Below are 14,005 nucleotides of genomic sequence, written 5' to 3' on the forward strand. Positions count from 1 at the left end.
CGGGTTGTCGGGCCACCCTTCGGGTCGATTGGCCCCGCGACGCAGGAGAAGGGCAACGCACCACCGCCCCCAAGCAGACGTTTCGAGGAGTTCACCATGGCTGCCGTGTGCGATATCTGTAGCAAGGGCCCCGGCTTCGGCAAGTCGGTGTCGCACTCGCACCGGCGGCACAGCCGGCGCTGGAACCCCAACATCCAGACCGTGCGGGCGGTGACCCGCCCGGGCGGCAACAAGCAGCGGATCAACGTCTGCACGTCCTGCCTCAAGGCCGGCAAGGTCTCCCGCGGCTGACCCGCCGACGCGGGCCTCGGCGGCGTGCCGGTGCCGTAAATCGCGTGCCCCGGGGTCACTGACCTGCCCTACCGTACGGGGATGATGACCCCGCGCCGCGGTGCCTGACACCGTCGACCCGCCGTGGAGCCTGCCGTTCGCGCCGGTGGCGGTCTTCGGTCCCGTTAACGGCGACTGGGTGTTGCCGGTGGCGACGACGGTGCACGAGCGACCCGTGCCGACACGCACGGTGCGCCACGCCGACGAGGTGGAACACAGTGGCGCGACCGCGACCTGGACGAGTTCGTTCGGCACGACCGTGACCGGACACATCCTGGATCCGGCGACCACCCCGGAGTTGGCGTCCATGCCGGCGACCGTGCAACGGGTCGTCATCGCCGCCGACGACCCGACTGCCGATCCACCCCCGTTCTACAACCTGATCTTGGGGTCGCCGGTCACCGTCGAGATCGACGGCGTCACCGCGAATCTGGGCATGGCGACCGGCGTCGATCCGGACCGGCACTGGGTGGTCGTCGATCTGCTCGGCCCGATGCTGAGCGAGCGCGGCCTCACCGTAGCGCCGGCCTGACTCCGCAGCGTTAGTAGGCTGGGCTGATGTCGATGAGAGCGCTGGGGCTCGCCGTCGTCGGCGCGCTGATCCTGGCGGCGGCACCGGCGGTGCACGCCGATCCCCCGCCGGTCGGCCCGGTGCCCAGCAGCGACCAGGTGGCCGCCGTTATGCACCAACTCAGCGACCCGCACGCTCCCGACGAGGTTAAATCCGGGCTGGTCGACGGTGGACTGTCACCCGCCGAACTCGGTGAACTCGGTGGACTGGTCAACGATTTGGCGTTTCGCGCCGAACTCCCCCTCAATTTCGCCGTCACCGACATCGTGGCGGCACCCGGTGACGTGGCCGGGATGACCGTGAGTGCCACCACCTGGCTCATGACCCGTGCGGTCGTGGAACCGATGGTCCTGATCCACGACGATGGGACGTGGCGGCTGACCCACGACAGCTTCACCCCGACGTTCCTGGGTGTTCTGCGCAGCGTCATATTTCGGATTCAGCTAACCCACTATTGGTGACCCGCTCGGGGGGCAGCGCCCGTTAGGGCAGTCGCCAGTCGATCGGGTCGGCGCCCAACTGGCCCAACAGCGTGTTGGCGCGGCTGAACGGGCGCGACCCGAAGAACCCCCGCGACGCCGACAGCGGCGAGGGATGCGCCGATTCGATCGCCACGCAGTGCGCACCGGAGAGCACCGGCTTCACCGTCGCTGCGTCGCGACCCCACAGGATCGCCACCAGCGGGCGCTCCCGGTCGGCCAGCGCCCGGATCGCGCAGTCGGTGACCTCCTCCCAGCCCTTGCCGCGGTGCGATGCGGGGCTGCCCGGCGCCACGGTCAGCACCCGGTTGAGCAGCAGCACCCCGCGTTCGGTCCACGGGGTCAGATCCCCGCACGACGGCGGCGGATGGCCCAGGTCGGCGCTGTATTCGGTGAAGATGTTGGCCAGACTGCGGGGCAGGGGCCGCACCTGTGGGGCCACCGAGAAACTCAGGCCCACCGCGTGCCCGGGGGTCGGGTACGGGTCCTGGCCGACGATGAGGACCCGCACCGAGTCGAACGGCGTGGTGAACGCGCGCAGCACGTTTCCGCCGGCCGGCAGGTAGCCGCGGCCGGCGGCGTTCTCCTCCCGCAGAAACTGCCCCATCGCGGCGACCCGGTCGGCGACCGGGGCCAGGGCGGCAGCCCAGCCCGGCTCGACGAGCTCACCGAGCGGACGGGCGCTCACCGGCGGTCCGCCTCGTTGTCGTGCAGTGAAGTCATGCGGGCACCAATCGGTGTGGGGGTACAGGCGTCGAGCAGAGGGTACTGGGTCGCCGGTCACCGGACGTGGGGCAGCCGCGGCGCGCGCTCCATGAACGTGTCGTCGGGGGCGGTGAAACCCAGCGGCGCGTACAGGGTGTGGGCGTCGGCGGTGTGCAGCATCCAGCGGAAGTCCCGGCCCGGCCCGTCATCGATCATGGTGCCCACCAGCCCGCGGCCGATACCGCGCCCCCGCTGGTCGCGGCGGACGTAGACGTCGGCCAGATAGGCCATCGCCACCTCGTCGGAGAAGGCCCGGCAGAATCCCACCATCCGCCCGTCGGCGAGGCGGTAGGCGCCGACGATCCGCCAGGCGGCGTCGAGTTGCCGGTCGAACATCGCCCGGGTGCGATACCGCGCCCAGTAGGTGTGCTCGGTCAGTTCCTGCCACAGCCAGTCCCGGTCGACCCGGTCCACGGCGGTGGCGAACTCGACGTCATCGGCCACCACGGTCCTCCTTTCCGCGCCTCGGTCAGTGCGGCGCGTCGAACGACTGCCAGCCGCCGCCCGCCGGGGCGGCGCCGTCGATCAGGACGCGGCCGGATCCGGCTCGCACCCGCCCGATCTCGCGCCAGCCGGCCGGGATCGGGCCGTCGAAGACCGCCACCAGGGCGTGGTCCTCTCCCCCGCCGGCCACCCAGTCGCCGGGGTCGGCGCCGACGGCCGCCGCGGCAGCGCGCAGGGCGTCACGGTCGGCGGCCAGCGTGGCCCCGGCGACGTCGATGTCCACCCCGGAGGCGGTGGCCAGATGGCCGAGGTCGGCGATCAGCCCGTCGGAAACGTCGGTCATCGCCAGCGCCCCGGCCGCCGCAGCGATCCGCCCCTGTCCGTAGGGCGGCCGCGGCACCAGGTGGTCGCGGCGGAGCCCGTCGAACCCGTCGATACCGTTGCGCCACAGCGCATATCCCGCGGCGGAGCGGCCCAGATCGCCGATCACTGCGACCGCCGCGCCGGGCCGCGCGCCGGAACGCAACACCGGCGGGCGGCCGTCCAGTTCCCCCAGCGCCGCCACCGAGATCACCCAGGTGTCGGCCTGCACCAGGTCGCCGCCGACGATCCCGGCGCCCATCGCCTGCGCCTCGGCCCACATCCCGTCGGCCAGCGCCACCGCCTGATCGGCCGGCGTGTCGGCCGGGGCGGCGAAGGCCACGACGAACGCGGTGGGCCGCGCGCCCATCGCCTCGATGTCGGCGGCGTTCTGCGCGATCGCCTTGCGGCCCACGTCGTGCGGGCTCGACCAGTCCAGCCGGAAATGCCGCCCGGCGACCAGCATGTCGGTGCTGACCACGGTGCGCCCGTCGGTCGCGGCCACCACCGCCGCGTCGTCGCCGGGGCCGAGCACGGTGGTGTCGGGCTGGTGACGTCCGGCCACCAGCCGGTCGATCATGGGAAACTCTCCCAGTCGGCCCAGCGTGGGCTGCTCGCTCACGTCGGCTCCTCCCGCGGGCGGTAGGTTCGGTGCCGCCGCCGGGGGCGGACAGTTGTGCAGTGTAGGCCCGAACGGAAGGTGCGCCGGATGGACGAGGGCGACGGCCCGCCGCGCTGGTCGCTGATCGCCGCGCTGACGGTGGCGGTCGTGGCGGTGATCGCGGTGCTGGTGCTGGCCAAGACCCGGGACGCCCCGGCGACGCCGGTGGTGCTGGCCACCGTGCCCGCACCGCAGGCCGACGGGCCGCAGTGCACCGCACTGCTGGACGCGCTGCCCGAGCACCTCGGTGACTTCACCCGCTCCGAGCTGGCCGAACCGGCCCCGGCCGGAGCCGCCGCCTGGCGCCGCGACGGCGGCGGGTCCGGCGACCCGGTGGTGTTGCGCTGTGGGCTGGAGCGCCCCCCGGAGTTCGTGGTCGGCTCCCCGCTGCAGCAGGTCGACGCGGTGCAGTGGTTCGCGGTCCGCGCCGAGGACCGCACCACCTGGTATGCGGTGGACCGGCCGGTGTACGTGGCGTTGACGTTGCCCGCCGGTTCCGGGCCCGACCCCATCCAGCAGGTGTCGGCGGCGCTCAGCGCCGCGGTGGGCGCCACCCCGATCCATCCGGCGCCGGTGGGCTGACCGGCGTTCAGCGCAGCCCGGTGCCGCGGGCCAGGGCGGTCTGCACCATGGTGGCCAGCAGGGTCGGGTAGTCCACCCCGCTGGCCGCCCACATCTGCGGATACATCGAGATCGTGGTGAAGCCGGGCATCGTGTTGATCTCGTTGATCAGCGGGCCGTCCTCGGTGAGGAAGAAGTCCACCCGGGCCAGTCCCTGGCAGTCGATGGCGGCGAACGCCCGCACCGCCAGTTCGCGCAGCGCCTCGGCGTCGGCGGCGGGCACCGTGGCGGGCACGTCGAGTTCGGCGGCGTTGTCGAGGTATTTGGTGGCGAAGTCGTAGAAGGCGTCGCGGTCGCCGCTGACCTCGGTGACCCGGATCTCGCCGAGCTCGCTGGCCCGCACCGTGCCGTCGGGGAACTCCAGCACGCCGCACTCCACCTCGCGACCGACGATCGCGGCCTCGACGATGACCTTGGGGTCGTGGCGGCGGGCCTCGGCGATCGCGGCGGGCAGCGCGGCCCAGCTCGCCACCCGGCTGACCCCGATCGAGGATCCGCCGCGGGCCGGTTTGACGAACACCGGCAGTCCGAGCCGGTCCCGGTCGGCGTCGGCCAGGTCGTCCTGGCCGGGGCGCAGCACCGCGTAGGCGCCGATCGGCAGTCCGTCGGCGGCGAGCAGCTTCTTGGTGAACTCCTTGTCCATGCCCGACGCGCTGGCCAGCACGCCGGCCCCGACGTAGGGCACCCCGGCCAGCTCCAGCAGGCCCTGGATGGTGCCGTCCTCGCCGTACGGGCCGTGCAGCACCGGGAAGACCACGTCGACGCTGGCGAGCACCTCCCCGGCGCCGCTGTTGAGCGCCACCAGCTGCCCGGCCCGCCCCGGGTCGGCGGGCAGCGCCAGCTCCGCACCCGCCGCGGTGGTCACCGCGGGCAGCCGGCGGTCGGTGATGGCCAGTGCGGCGGGGTCGCCGTCGGTGAGCACCCAGGTGCCGTCGCGGGTGATGCCGACCGCGATCGCCTCGAACCGGTCCGGGTCGAGGTTGCGCAGGATGCTGCCCGCCGACACACAGGAGATGGCGTGTTCGCTGCTGCGGCCGCCGAACACCACGGCGACCCGGACCCGGTCGTTCACAACCTAGAGAGGCTACCCGGGGCCGTCGGCCTACTCCGGTTTGGTGCGTCGCCCCAGCAGCAGCGCCATCGCGTCGTCGACGGAGAGCCCCTGGTGGCAGACCCGGTACACGGCGTCGGTCAGGGGCATCTCGACGTCGTAGCTGGCGGCCAGGGCGAGCACCGACTCGCACGACATCACCCCTTCGACCAGGGTGCCGGTCTGGGCCCGCGCCTCGTCGATGCCGGTGCCCCGGCCCAACCGCTCCCCGAACGAACGGTTGCGGGACTGCGGCGAGGTGCAGGTGGCCACCAGGTCGCCCACCCCGGCCAGCCCGGCCAGGGTTTCGGCCTTGGCGCCCAACGCCACCCCCAGCCGGGTGATCTCGGCCAGCCCGCGGGTGATGATCGCCGCGGCGGTGTTCTCGCCCATGCCCGCACCGGCGGACATGCCGCAGGCCAGCGCGATGACGTTCTTGCAGGCGCCGCCGATCTCGGTGCCGGTGACGTCGGTGTTGGTGTAGGGCCGGAAGTAGCCGGTGGCCAGCATGCGCTGCAGCGCCACCGCGCGCGCCGAGTCGCTGCAGGCGATGACCGTGGCGGCCATCTGCCGGTGAGCGATCTCGTTGGCCAGGTTCGGTCCGGACAGCACCGCGACCTGTTCGGCGGCCACCCCGGTCACCGAGGTGATGACCTGGCTCATCCGCATCAGCGTGCCCAGTTCGATTCCCTTGGCCAGGCTCACCATCGTGACGTCGGGCGCCAGCAGCGGCGTCCAGCGCTGCACGTTGTCGCGCAGCGCCTGGGCGGGCACCCCCAGCAGCACGGTGGTGGCGCCGGTCAGGGCCTCGGCGGGATCACCGGTGGCGCGCACCCCGGCGGGCAGCGGCACGCCGGGCAGGTAGCGGCTGTTGCACCGGGTGGTGTTGATCTCGTCGGCGAGGCGCGGGTCGCGCGCCCACAGCACCGCCTCGGCGCCGGCCTCCGCCAGCACCTTGGCCAGCGCGGTGCCCCAGGCGCCCGCCCCCATCACCGCGACGGCGCCGTCGGTTTCGGCCATCGGTCCTCCCTCACCTCGGATCCGTCTCGGGATTCCTCACCTTAGCGAGCGCCCGGCGCGACCCCGCCGGCCCGACCGGTGCTGGCAGGATGTGGCGCGTGGGCAGCCAGACCGGGACCGGGATCGGTCTGATCATCGCCGTCAAGCGGCTGACGGTCGCCAAGACCCGGTTGGCCTCGGCGCTGCCCGATCGCACCCGGGAGGCGCTGGTGCTGGCGATGCTGGCCGACACGCTGGCCGCCGCGACGGCGGTGCCCGGCCTGGGTCCGGTGCTGGTGGTCACCCCCGACGAGGCGGCGGCCGACACCGCCCGGCGCCACGGCGCCCGGGTGTTGGCCGATCCCACCCCGGCCGGCCACCCCGACCCGCTCAATCAGGCGATCGGTCACGGCGAGACGGCGCTGGCCGACCGGAGCGCGGGTGTGGCGGTGCTGCAGGGGGATCTTCCCGCGCTGCGCACCGAGGAGCTCGCCGCGGCCCTGGCGGCCGCCCGCGACCACGCCCGCAGCTTCGTCGCCGACCGGCAGACCACCGGCACCGCGGCGCTGTTCGCGTTCGGGGCCGCGCTGTCCCCGCGGTTCGGGCCGGATTCGGCGGCCGGGCATCGCCGGTCCGGGGCGGTGGAGCTGGCCGGGCGATGGCCCGGGCTGCGCTGCGACATCGACACCCCGGAGGATCTGGCCGTCGCGCGCGGGCTGGGCCTGGGCGCCGAGACCGCCAGGGTGCTGGCCCGCGACGGTGCGCAGCGGTAGCACCGCGGCCCGGTGTTGGGGGATGATCGCAGGGTGACCGACACCGAACCGCGCACCGACCCGCGCGCCCCCGCCCCCGGGGCGCCGCCGGCGGCCACGATCCCGACGGTCGTCGATGCCCTGCCGGAGGACCGCTACCTCAACCGCGAGCTGAGCTGGCTGGATTTCAACCAGCGGGTGCTGGCGCTGGCCGCCGACACCTCGCTGCCGCTGCTGGAGCGGTTGAAGTTCCTGGCCATCTTCGCCTCCAACCTCGACGAGTTCTACATGGTGCGGGTGGCCGGGCTCAAACGCCGCCACGAGATGGGCCTGTCGGTGCGTTCGGCCGACGGGCTGACCCCGCGCGAGCAGCTGCGTCGGATCGCTGAACGGTCCCAGCAGAACGCCACCCAGCACGCCCGGGTGTTCCTGGACTCGGTGCGACCGGCGCTGGCCGAGCAGAACATCCACGTGGTCACCTGGACCGATCTGGGTAAGGCCGAACGCAAACGGCTGTCGACCTATTTTCAGGAGCAGGTCTTCCCGGTGCTGACCCCGCTCGCGGTGGACCCGGCGCACCCGTTCCCGTTCGTCAGCGGGCTGAGCCTGAACCTGGCGGTCACCGTCCGGATGCCCGACGACGGCGGCCAGCACTTCGCCCGGATCAAGGTGCCCGACAACGTCGACCGGTTCATCGAACTCAGCGAGCCCGAGGGTGAGCCGGAGAGCCCGCCCGCGGTGCGGTTTCTGCCGATGGAGGAGTTGATCGCGGCGTTCCTTCCGGAGTTGTTCCCGGGCATGGAGATCGTCGAGCACCACGTCTTCCGCATCACCCGCAACGCCGATTTCGAGGTCGAGGAGGACCGCGACGAGGATCTGCTTCAGGCGTTGGAGCGCGAGCTGGCCCGCCGCCGGTTCGGTTCGCCGGTGCGCCTTGAGGTCTCCGACGACATGACCGACAACATGCTGGAGCTGCTGTTGCGGGAACTGTCGGTGGATCCCGGCGACGTGATCAATGTGCCGGGGCTGCTGGACCTCTCGGCGCTGTGGCAGATCTACGCGGTGGACCGCCCCGATCTGAAGGATCCCGCGTTCGTCCCGGCGACCCATCCGGCGTTCGCGGAGCGGGAGACCCCCAAGAGCATCTTCGCGACGTTGCGCGAGGGCGACGTGCTGGTACACCACCCCTACGATTCGTTCTCCACCAGCGTGCAGCGGTTCATCGAGCAGGCCGCCGCCGACCCGAACGTGCTGGCGATCAAGCAGACTCTCTACCGCACGTCCGGGGATTCGCCGCTGGTGCGGGCGCTGATCGACGCCGCCGAGGCGGGCAAGCAGGTGGTGACCCTGGTGGAGATCAAGGCGCGCTTCGACGAGCAGGCCAACATCAAGTGGGCGCGTGCGCTCGAACAGGCCGGGGTGCACGTGGTGTACGGCCTGGTGGGTTTGAAGACGCATTGCAAGACCGCGCTCGTGGTGCGTCGGGAGGGCCCGACGATCCGGCGCTACTGCCACATCGGGACCGGCAACTACAACAGCAAGACCGCCCGGCTGTACGAGGACGTCGGCCTGCTGACCGCCGACCCCGACATCGGCGCCGACCTGACCGACCTGTTCAATTCGCTGACCGGTTACTCCCGCAACGTGGCCTACCGCAACCTGCTGGTGGCGCCCAGCGGGATCCGGGTCGGCATCGTCGAGCGGATCGCCGCGGAGGTCGCCGCCCATCTGGAGCACGGTGGCGGCCGGATCCGTATCAAGGCCAACGCGCTGGTCGACGAGCAGGTCATCGATGCGCTCTACCGCGCCTCGCAGGCCGGGGTGCCGGTCGAGATCGTGGTGCGCGGGATCTGCGCCCTGCGTCCCGGGGTGGCGGGGTTCTCCGAGAACATCGTCGCCCGTTCGATTCTGGGGCGTTTCCTGGAGCATTCCCGGATGTTCCACTTCCAGGCCATCGACGAGTTCTGGATCGGCAGTGCCGACATGATGCACCGCAACCTCGACCGCCGGGTGGAGGTGATGGTCCAGGTCAAGGATCCGCGGCTGGTGGACCAGCTCTGCGGGGTGCTCGATTCGGCGCTGGATCCGGCGACCCGGTGCTGGGAGCTGGATTCCGACGGCCGGTGGACGGCTCACCCGCGCGACGGGCGCAGCGTCCGCGACCACCAGGTGGCGTTGATGGAGAGCCGGCGCACCCCCTGACCGCGCCCGCCGGATCCGTTCCGACCGACCCGCAACCCAGGAGACACTCACGGTGCCCAAGCAGACCCGGCCGGACCGACTCGTGTGCGCCGCCGGCGCTGTGCTGTGGCGCGACCGCGCCAGTGCGACGGAGGTCGCGCTGGTCCACCGGCCCCGCTACGACGACTGGTCGCTGCCCAAGGGCAAGGTCGACCCTGGTGAGGTGGAGCCGGTCACCGCGGTGCGGGAGCTGTTGGAGGAGACCGGCCATCACGCCGAGCTGGGTCGGTTCCTGATCACGGTGACCTACCCGCTGACGCGCGCGACCAAACGGGTGCGGTACTGGGCGGCACGGGAGACCGGCGGGCGCTTCTCGCCCAATGACGAGGTCGACGAGCTGGCGTGGCTGCCGGCGCCCGATGCGCTGGACCGGCTCGGCTACACCACCGATCGGAAGGTGTTGCGTGCCTTCCTCAAACAGCCCGCGCATACCCGCACCGTGCTGATCGTCCGGCACGGCACCGCAGGCAGCCGGCGGCGCTTCACCGGGGACGACACCCTGCGGCCCCTGGACAAGAAGGGCCGGGCGCAGGCGGCGGCGCTGGTGGAGTTGTTGTGCGCCTTCGGCGCCACCGAGGTGCACGCCGCCGATCGGGTGCGCTGTCATCAGACCGTCGCGCCGCTGGCCGAGCGGCTCGGGGTGCCGGTCGGCAATGAGCCCTCGCTGACCGAGGAGGCCTACGCACGCGATCCCCGTCAGGCGCGCCGCCGGGTGTTGCAGATCGCCGGGGTGCGCGACGGTGCCGCGGCGCCGTCGACGCCGGTGATCTGCACCCAGGGCAAGGTGATTCCGGACCTGATCGCCTGGTGGTGCGAACGGGACGGCGTGAAGGTCAGCACGAGCGGGAACCGCAAGGGCAGCACCTGGGTGCTGTCGCTGGCCGGTGACCGGTTGATCGCCGCCGATCACCTGCCCAGCCCGCTGGCGGCCGACGCGTCGGGCTAGCAGCGCAGAAACGGTGATGCGCCGCCGGCGAGTCCGCCGGCGGCGCATCAGCGCTCGCTGGAAATGGCCTACTTGCGGCCGCGACGCGCGGTGGTCTTCTTGGCCGCCGTCTTCTTCGCGGTGGTCTTCTTCGCCGCGGTCTTGGCCGGCGCCCGCTTGGCGGCGGCGGTCTTCTTCGCCGCGGTCTTGGCCGGCGCCTTCTTCGTCGCCGCCTTGGTGGCGGTGGCCTTCTTGGTCGCGGTCTTCTTCGCCGCGGTGGTCTTCTTGGCCGCGGTGGTCTTCTTCGCCGCGGTCTTGGCCGGCGCCTTCTTCGCCGCCGCCTTGGTGGCCGTCGACTTCGTGGCGGTCGCCTTCTTGGCCGCCGTCTTCTTCGCCGCAGTCTTCTTGGCCGCGGTGGTCTTCTTCGCGGCGGTCTTCTTGGCCGCGGTCTTCTTCGCGGGCTTGGCCGTCGTCGCCGCGGCCGCACCGCGTTTCACCGCCGGACCGGACGCCGGAAGCTTCTGCGAACCCGAGACGACCGCCTTGAACTGGGCCCCGGGCCGGAACGCCGGAACCGAAGTCGGCCTCACCTTCACCGTCTCGCCGGTGCGCGGGTTACGGGCGACCCGGGCTGCGCGACGGCGCTTCTCGAACACGCCGAAGCCGGTGATCGTGACGCTCTCGCCCTTGTGCACGGCGCGCACGATGGTGTCGACCACGTGCTCCACCGCCGCGGTCGCCTGCTTGCGATCGGTGCCCATCTTCTCGGTCAGGGCGTCGATCAGCTCTGCTTTGTTCATTCAGTCCTCCGAAATCAGTGGCCCGGTTTGGACCGACTGGGGACACGGTAAACCCTGTGCTGGTTGATTTCCAAGAGCCACGCGCAGTTTCAGCAAAGAATGTCGCGCCCTCGGGCAGCGGGGGTGCCGCGGTTTACCGGAGGTACAGCCGGAGACAGCAAAGCCGCACAGCGGCTCGCGAAGCGGTCAGCCGGTGGGCAGGGTCCGCGGTTTCCATTCCGGCCGGCTCGCCTCGAATTCCTCGATTTCGCTGAGTTTCCGCAGCGTAAGGCCGATATCGTCGAGTCCTTCGAGCAGCCGCCAGGCGGTGTAGTCGTCAATTGCGAACGGCAGCACGGCGGTATCGGCGCTGACGGTCCGATCCTTAAGGTTGACAGTGATTTCCAGTCCGGGCTGCTGCTCGATCAGTTTCCACAGCAGTTCGACACCGTCCTGGTCTACTTCGGCGGCCAGCAGCCCGGCCTTGCCGGCGTTGCCGCGGAAGATGTCGGCGAAGCGAGACGAGATGACGGCCCGGAAGCCGTAGTCCATCAGCGCCCAAACCGCGTGCTCGCGTGAGGAGCCGGTGCCGAAGTCGGGCCCGGCCACCAGCACCGACCCCCTGTCGAAGGGGCTCAGGTTGAGCACGAACGACGGATCGTTGCGCCAGGATGCGAACAGGCCGTCCTCGAAACCGGTGCGGGTCACCCGTTTCAGGTACTCCGCCGGGATGATCTGGTCGGTGTCGACATTGGACCGGCGCAGCGGGACGCCGATGCCGGTGTGGGTGTGGAAGGCTTCCATCGTGTTCTCCTGCGTGACGGGTGGGTCAGTCCAGATCGGCCGGGGAGGACAGCGTGCCGCGCACCGCGGTGGCGGCGGCGACCGCCGGTGACACCAGGTGGGTTCGGCCGCCGCGGCCCTGCCGGCCTTCGAAGTTGCGGTTCGAGGTTGAGGCGCAACGCTCCCCCGCGGCCAGTTGGTCGGGGTTCATGCCCAGGCACATCGAGCAACCGGCCTGGCGCCACTGTGCGCCGGCGGCGGTGAAGATGTCGCCGAGGCCCTCCTGTTCGGCCTGGGCCCGCACCCGCATCGAGCCGGGGACGATCAGCATCCGCACCCCGTCGGCCACGGTGCGGTCGCGCAGCACGTCAGCGACCACCCGCAGGTCCTCGATACGGCCGTTGGTGCACGAGCCGACGAAAACGACGTCCACGCCGATGTCGCGCATCGGGGTGCCGGGCTGAAGGTCCATGTAAGTCAGGGCTTTCTCGGCCGCGCGACGGGCGACGTCGTCGACCATCATCTCCGGGTCCGGGACGGCCTGGCCCAGCGGGACGCCCTGGCCGGGGTTGGTCCCCCAGGTCACGAACGGGCTGAGTTCGGCGGCGTCGAGGTAGACCTCGGTGTCGAATTCCGCACCCTCGTCGGTGCGCAACTCGTCCCAGGCGGCGACCGCCTCGTCCCACAGTGCCCCGGTCGGCGCGTGCGGGCGACCGCGCAGGAACTCGTAGGTGGTGGCGTCCGGGGCGATCATCCCGGCGCGGGCACCGGCTTCGATGCTCATGTTGCACACCGTCATCCGGGCCTCCATCGACAGGGCCTCGATGGCGCTGCCGCGGTACTCGATGACGTGGCCCTGGCCGCCGCCGGTGCCGATCTTGGCGATGACCGCCAGGATCAGGTCCTTGGCGCTGACCCCGGGCGGCAGTTCGCCGTCGACGTTGACCGCCATCGTCTTGAACGGGCGCAGCGAGAGTGTCTGGGTGGCCAGGACATGCTCGACCTCGGAGGTGCCGATGCCCATCGCCAGCGCGCCGAACGCGCCGTGGGTGGAGGTGTGCGAGTCCCCGCACACGACGGTGGTGCCGGGCTGGGTCAGCCCGAGCTGCGGGCCGATGATGTGGACGATGCCCTGGTCGATGTCGCCCATCGGGTGCAGGCGGATGCCGAATTCCTCACAGTTGCGGCGCAACGTCTCGACCTGGGTGCGCGACACCGGGTCGGCGATCGGCCGGTCGATGTCGGTGGTCGGGACGTTGTGGTCCTCGGTGGCGATGGTCAGGTCGGGGCGGCGCACCGGCCGGCCGGCCAGCCGCAGGCCGTCGAAGGCCTGCGGGCTGGTCACCTCGTGGACCAGGTGCAGGTCGATGTAGATGAGGTCGGGTTCGGTCCCGCCGCCGGAGACCACCACGTGCTGGTCCCACACCTTCTGCGCCATCGTGCGCGGCTGCTGGTTCATGAGGTTCTCACATTCTGAGACGTTAGTATCGCTCTATGAGACAGGATAGCGGCATCGGCGTACTCGACAAAGCCGCCGGGGTGCTCTGGGCCGTCGCGCAGTCCCCCTGCGGGCTGGCCGAGCTGTGCGAACGCACCGGGTTGCCCCGGGCCACCGCCCATCGGCTGGCCGCCGGGCTGGAGACCCACCGGCTGCTGGCCCGCGACAACGACGGCCGTTGGCAACTGGGTCATGCGATCACCGAACTGGCCACCCACGTCAGCGACCCGCTGCTGGCCGCCGGCGCGGCGATCCTGCCGCAACTGCGCGAAACCACCGGCGAGAGCGTCCAGCTGTATCGCCGCGACGGCACCTGGCGGGTCTGCGTCGCCGCCCTGGAACCGGCAACCGGGCTGCGCGACACCGTGCCGGTGGGCGCTCGGCTGCCGATGACCGCCGGCTCCGGGGCGCGGGTGCTGCTTGCCTACGCCGATTCGGAGACCCGACGCGCGGTGCTGCCGCAGGCCCGGTTCGGCGACCGGACCCTCGCCGAGGTCCGCAGGCGCGGCTGGGCGCAGAGTGCCGCCGAGCGCGAGCCGGGCGTGGCCAGCGTCTCGGCGCCGGTGCGCGACGGCCGCGGTGCGGTGATCGCCGCGGTGTCGGTCTCCGGCCCGATCGACCGGATGGGCCGCCGGCCCGGGGAGCGCTGGGCCGACGACCTGCTCGGCGCCGCGGACGCGCTGACTCAGCGGCTCTGAGCGCCTGCC

At 71.7% G+C, this 14,005-nt stretch carries 16 protein-coding genes; 8 read left to right on the plus strand and 8 right to left on the minus strand.

Annotation, left to right across the window (positions count from 1 at the left end):
- The first annotated feature begins 96 nt into the window (after positions 1 to 96).
- The 3 genes from rpmB (at position 97) to AWC30_RS00845 (ending at position 1,362) form a co-directional block, all read left to right on the plus strand.
- A complete protein-coding gene (gene rpmB / locus AWC30_RS00835; RefSeq protein ID WP_085107500.1) occupies positions 97 to 291 on the plus strand; it encodes a 50S ribosomal protein L28 in 195 nt (64 codons plus the stop codon).
- A gap of 100 nt (positions 292 to 391) precedes the next feature.
- Positions 392 to 862 carry a hypothetical protein gene (locus AWC30_RS17945; protein ID WP_234807886.1) on the plus strand — a complete coding sequence of 157 codons (471 nt, stop codon included), beginning with the start codon at positions 392 to 394 and terminating at the stop codon, positions 860 to 862.
- A 26-nt stretch (positions 863 to 888) separates the two neighbouring features.
- Complete coding sequence (locus tag AWC30_RS00845; protein WP_085107504.1) at positions 889 to 1,362, plus strand: MTB12 C-terminal domain-containing protein; 474 nt, start codon at positions 889 to 891, stop codon at positions 1,360 to 1,362.
- Positions 1,363 to 1,384: 22 nt separating this feature from the next.
- Here the strand turns inward: AWC30_RS00845 and AWC30_RS00850 are convergent, their stop codons facing one another.
- From AWC30_RS00850 to AWC30_RS00860, 3 genes are all read right to left on the minus strand, one after another.
- Complete coding sequence (locus AWC30_RS00850) at positions 1,385 to 2,068, minus strand: uracil-DNA glycosylase (RefSeq protein WP_085107507.1); 684 nt, start codon at positions 2,066 to 2,068, stop codon at positions 1,385 to 1,387.
- Positions 2,069 to 2,160: 92 nt separating this feature from the next.
- Positions 2,161 to 2,589 carry a GNAT family N-acetyltransferase gene (locus AWC30_RS00855; RefSeq protein ID WP_207568372.1) on the minus strand — a complete coding sequence of 143 codons (429 nt, stop codon included), beginning with the start codon at positions 2,587 to 2,589 and terminating at the stop codon, positions 2,161 to 2,163.
- Positions 2,590 to 2,614: 25 nt separating this feature from the next.
- Positions 2,615 to 3,571 carry a thiamine-phosphate kinase gene (locus AWC30_RS00860; RefSeq protein WP_085107511.1) on the minus strand — a complete coding sequence of 319 codons (957 nt, stop codon included), beginning with the start codon at positions 3,569 to 3,571 and terminating at the stop codon, positions 2,615 to 2,617.
- Positions 3,572 to 3,658: 87 nt separating this feature from the next.
- Between AWC30_RS00860 and AWC30_RS00865 the strand changes: the two genes are divergently transcribed.
- A complete protein-coding gene (locus tag AWC30_RS00865; protein WP_085107514.1) occupies positions 3,659 to 4,192 on the plus strand; it encodes a DUF3515 domain-containing protein in 534 nt (177 codons plus the stop codon).
- A 7-nt stretch (positions 4,193 to 4,199) separates the two neighbouring features.
- Here the strand turns inward: AWC30_RS00865 and AWC30_RS00870 are convergent, their stop codons facing one another.
- Together AWC30_RS00870 and AWC30_RS00875 are read right to left on the minus strand one after the other, a co-directional pair.
- Positions 4,200 to 5,303, minus strand: coding sequence for a D-alanine--D-alanine ligase family protein (locus AWC30_RS00870; protein ID WP_085107517.1), 1,104 nt, complete (start codon positions 5,301 to 5,303; stop codon positions 4,200 to 4,202).
- 30 nt (positions 5,304 to 5,333) lie between these two features.
- Entirely contained in the window at positions 5,334 to 6,311 is a 978-nt protein-coding gene (locus tag AWC30_RS00875; RefSeq protein ID WP_085107700.1) for an NAD(P)H-dependent glycerol-3-phosphate dehydrogenase, read from the minus strand.
- A gap of 119 nt (positions 6,312 to 6,430) precedes the next feature.
- Here AWC30_RS00875 and cofC point away from each other — a divergent pair, with 119 nt between their 5' ends.
- Genes cofC through mutT1 form a run of 3 tightly spaced genes read left to right on the plus strand, consistent with a single transcriptional unit; the run spans position 6,431 to position 10,259 of the window.
- Complete coding sequence (gene cofC / locus AWC30_RS00880; protein ID WP_085107520.1) at positions 6,431 to 7,093, plus strand: 2-phospho-L-lactate guanylyltransferase; 663 nt, start codon at positions 6,431 to 6,433, stop codon at positions 7,091 to 7,093.
- A gap of 12 nt (positions 7,094 to 7,105) precedes the next feature.
- Entirely contained in the window at positions 7,106 to 9,274 is a 2,169-nt protein-coding gene (locus tag AWC30_RS00885; RefSeq protein ID WP_085107523.1) for an RNA degradosome polyphosphate kinase, read from the plus strand.
- Between the two features lie 52 nt (positions 9,275 to 9,326).
- Positions 9,327 to 10,259: an 8-oxo-(d)GTP phosphatase MutT1 gene (gene mutT1, locus AWC30_RS00890; protein WP_272937742.1), complete on the plus strand. Its 933-nt coding sequence runs from the start codon at positions 9,327 to 9,329 to the stop codon at positions 10,257 to 10,259.
- Positions 10,260 to 10,327: 68 nt separating this feature from the next.
- Here the strand turns inward: mutT1 and AWC30_RS00895 are convergent, their stop codons facing one another.
- From AWC30_RS00895 to leuC, 3 genes are all read right to left on the minus strand, one after another.
- Positions 10,328 to 11,038 (minus strand): HU family DNA-binding protein, encoded by a 711-nt coding sequence (locus AWC30_RS00895; RefSeq protein ID WP_085107526.1) that lies wholly within the window; start codon positions 11,036 to 11,038, stop codon positions 10,328 to 10,330.
- A gap of 186 nt (positions 11,039 to 11,224) precedes the next feature.
- Positions 11,225 to 11,821, minus strand: a complete 597-nt coding sequence (leuD, locus tag AWC30_RS00900) for a 3-isopropylmalate dehydratase small subunit (RefSeq protein ID WP_085107529.1) — start codon at positions 11,819 to 11,821, stop codon at positions 11,225 to 11,227.
- Between the two features lie 25 nt (positions 11,822 to 11,846).
- On the minus strand, positions 11,847 to 13,259 hold the full coding sequence (gene leuC, locus AWC30_RS00905) for a 3-isopropylmalate dehydratase large subunit (RefSeq protein WP_085107532.1): 1,413 nt from the start codon (positions 13,257 to 13,259) through the stop codon (positions 11,847 to 11,849).
- A 35-nt stretch (positions 13,260 to 13,294) separates the two neighbouring features.
- Here leuC and AWC30_RS00910 point away from each other — a divergent pair, with 35 nt between their 5' ends.
- Positions 13,295 to 13,996 carry an IclR family transcriptional regulator gene (locus tag AWC30_RS00910; RefSeq protein ID WP_085107535.1) on the plus strand — a complete coding sequence of 234 codons (702 nt, stop codon included), beginning with the start codon at positions 13,295 to 13,297 and terminating at the stop codon, positions 13,994 to 13,996.
- Positions 13,997 to 14,005: the final 9 nt, after the last annotated feature.

The sequence above is a fragment of the Mycolicibacillus trivialis genome, from assembly GCF_002102395.1.
GTDB classification, from domain to species: Bacteria; Actinomycetota; Actinomycetes; order Mycobacteriales; family Mycobacteriaceae; genus Mycobacterium; species Mycobacterium triviale.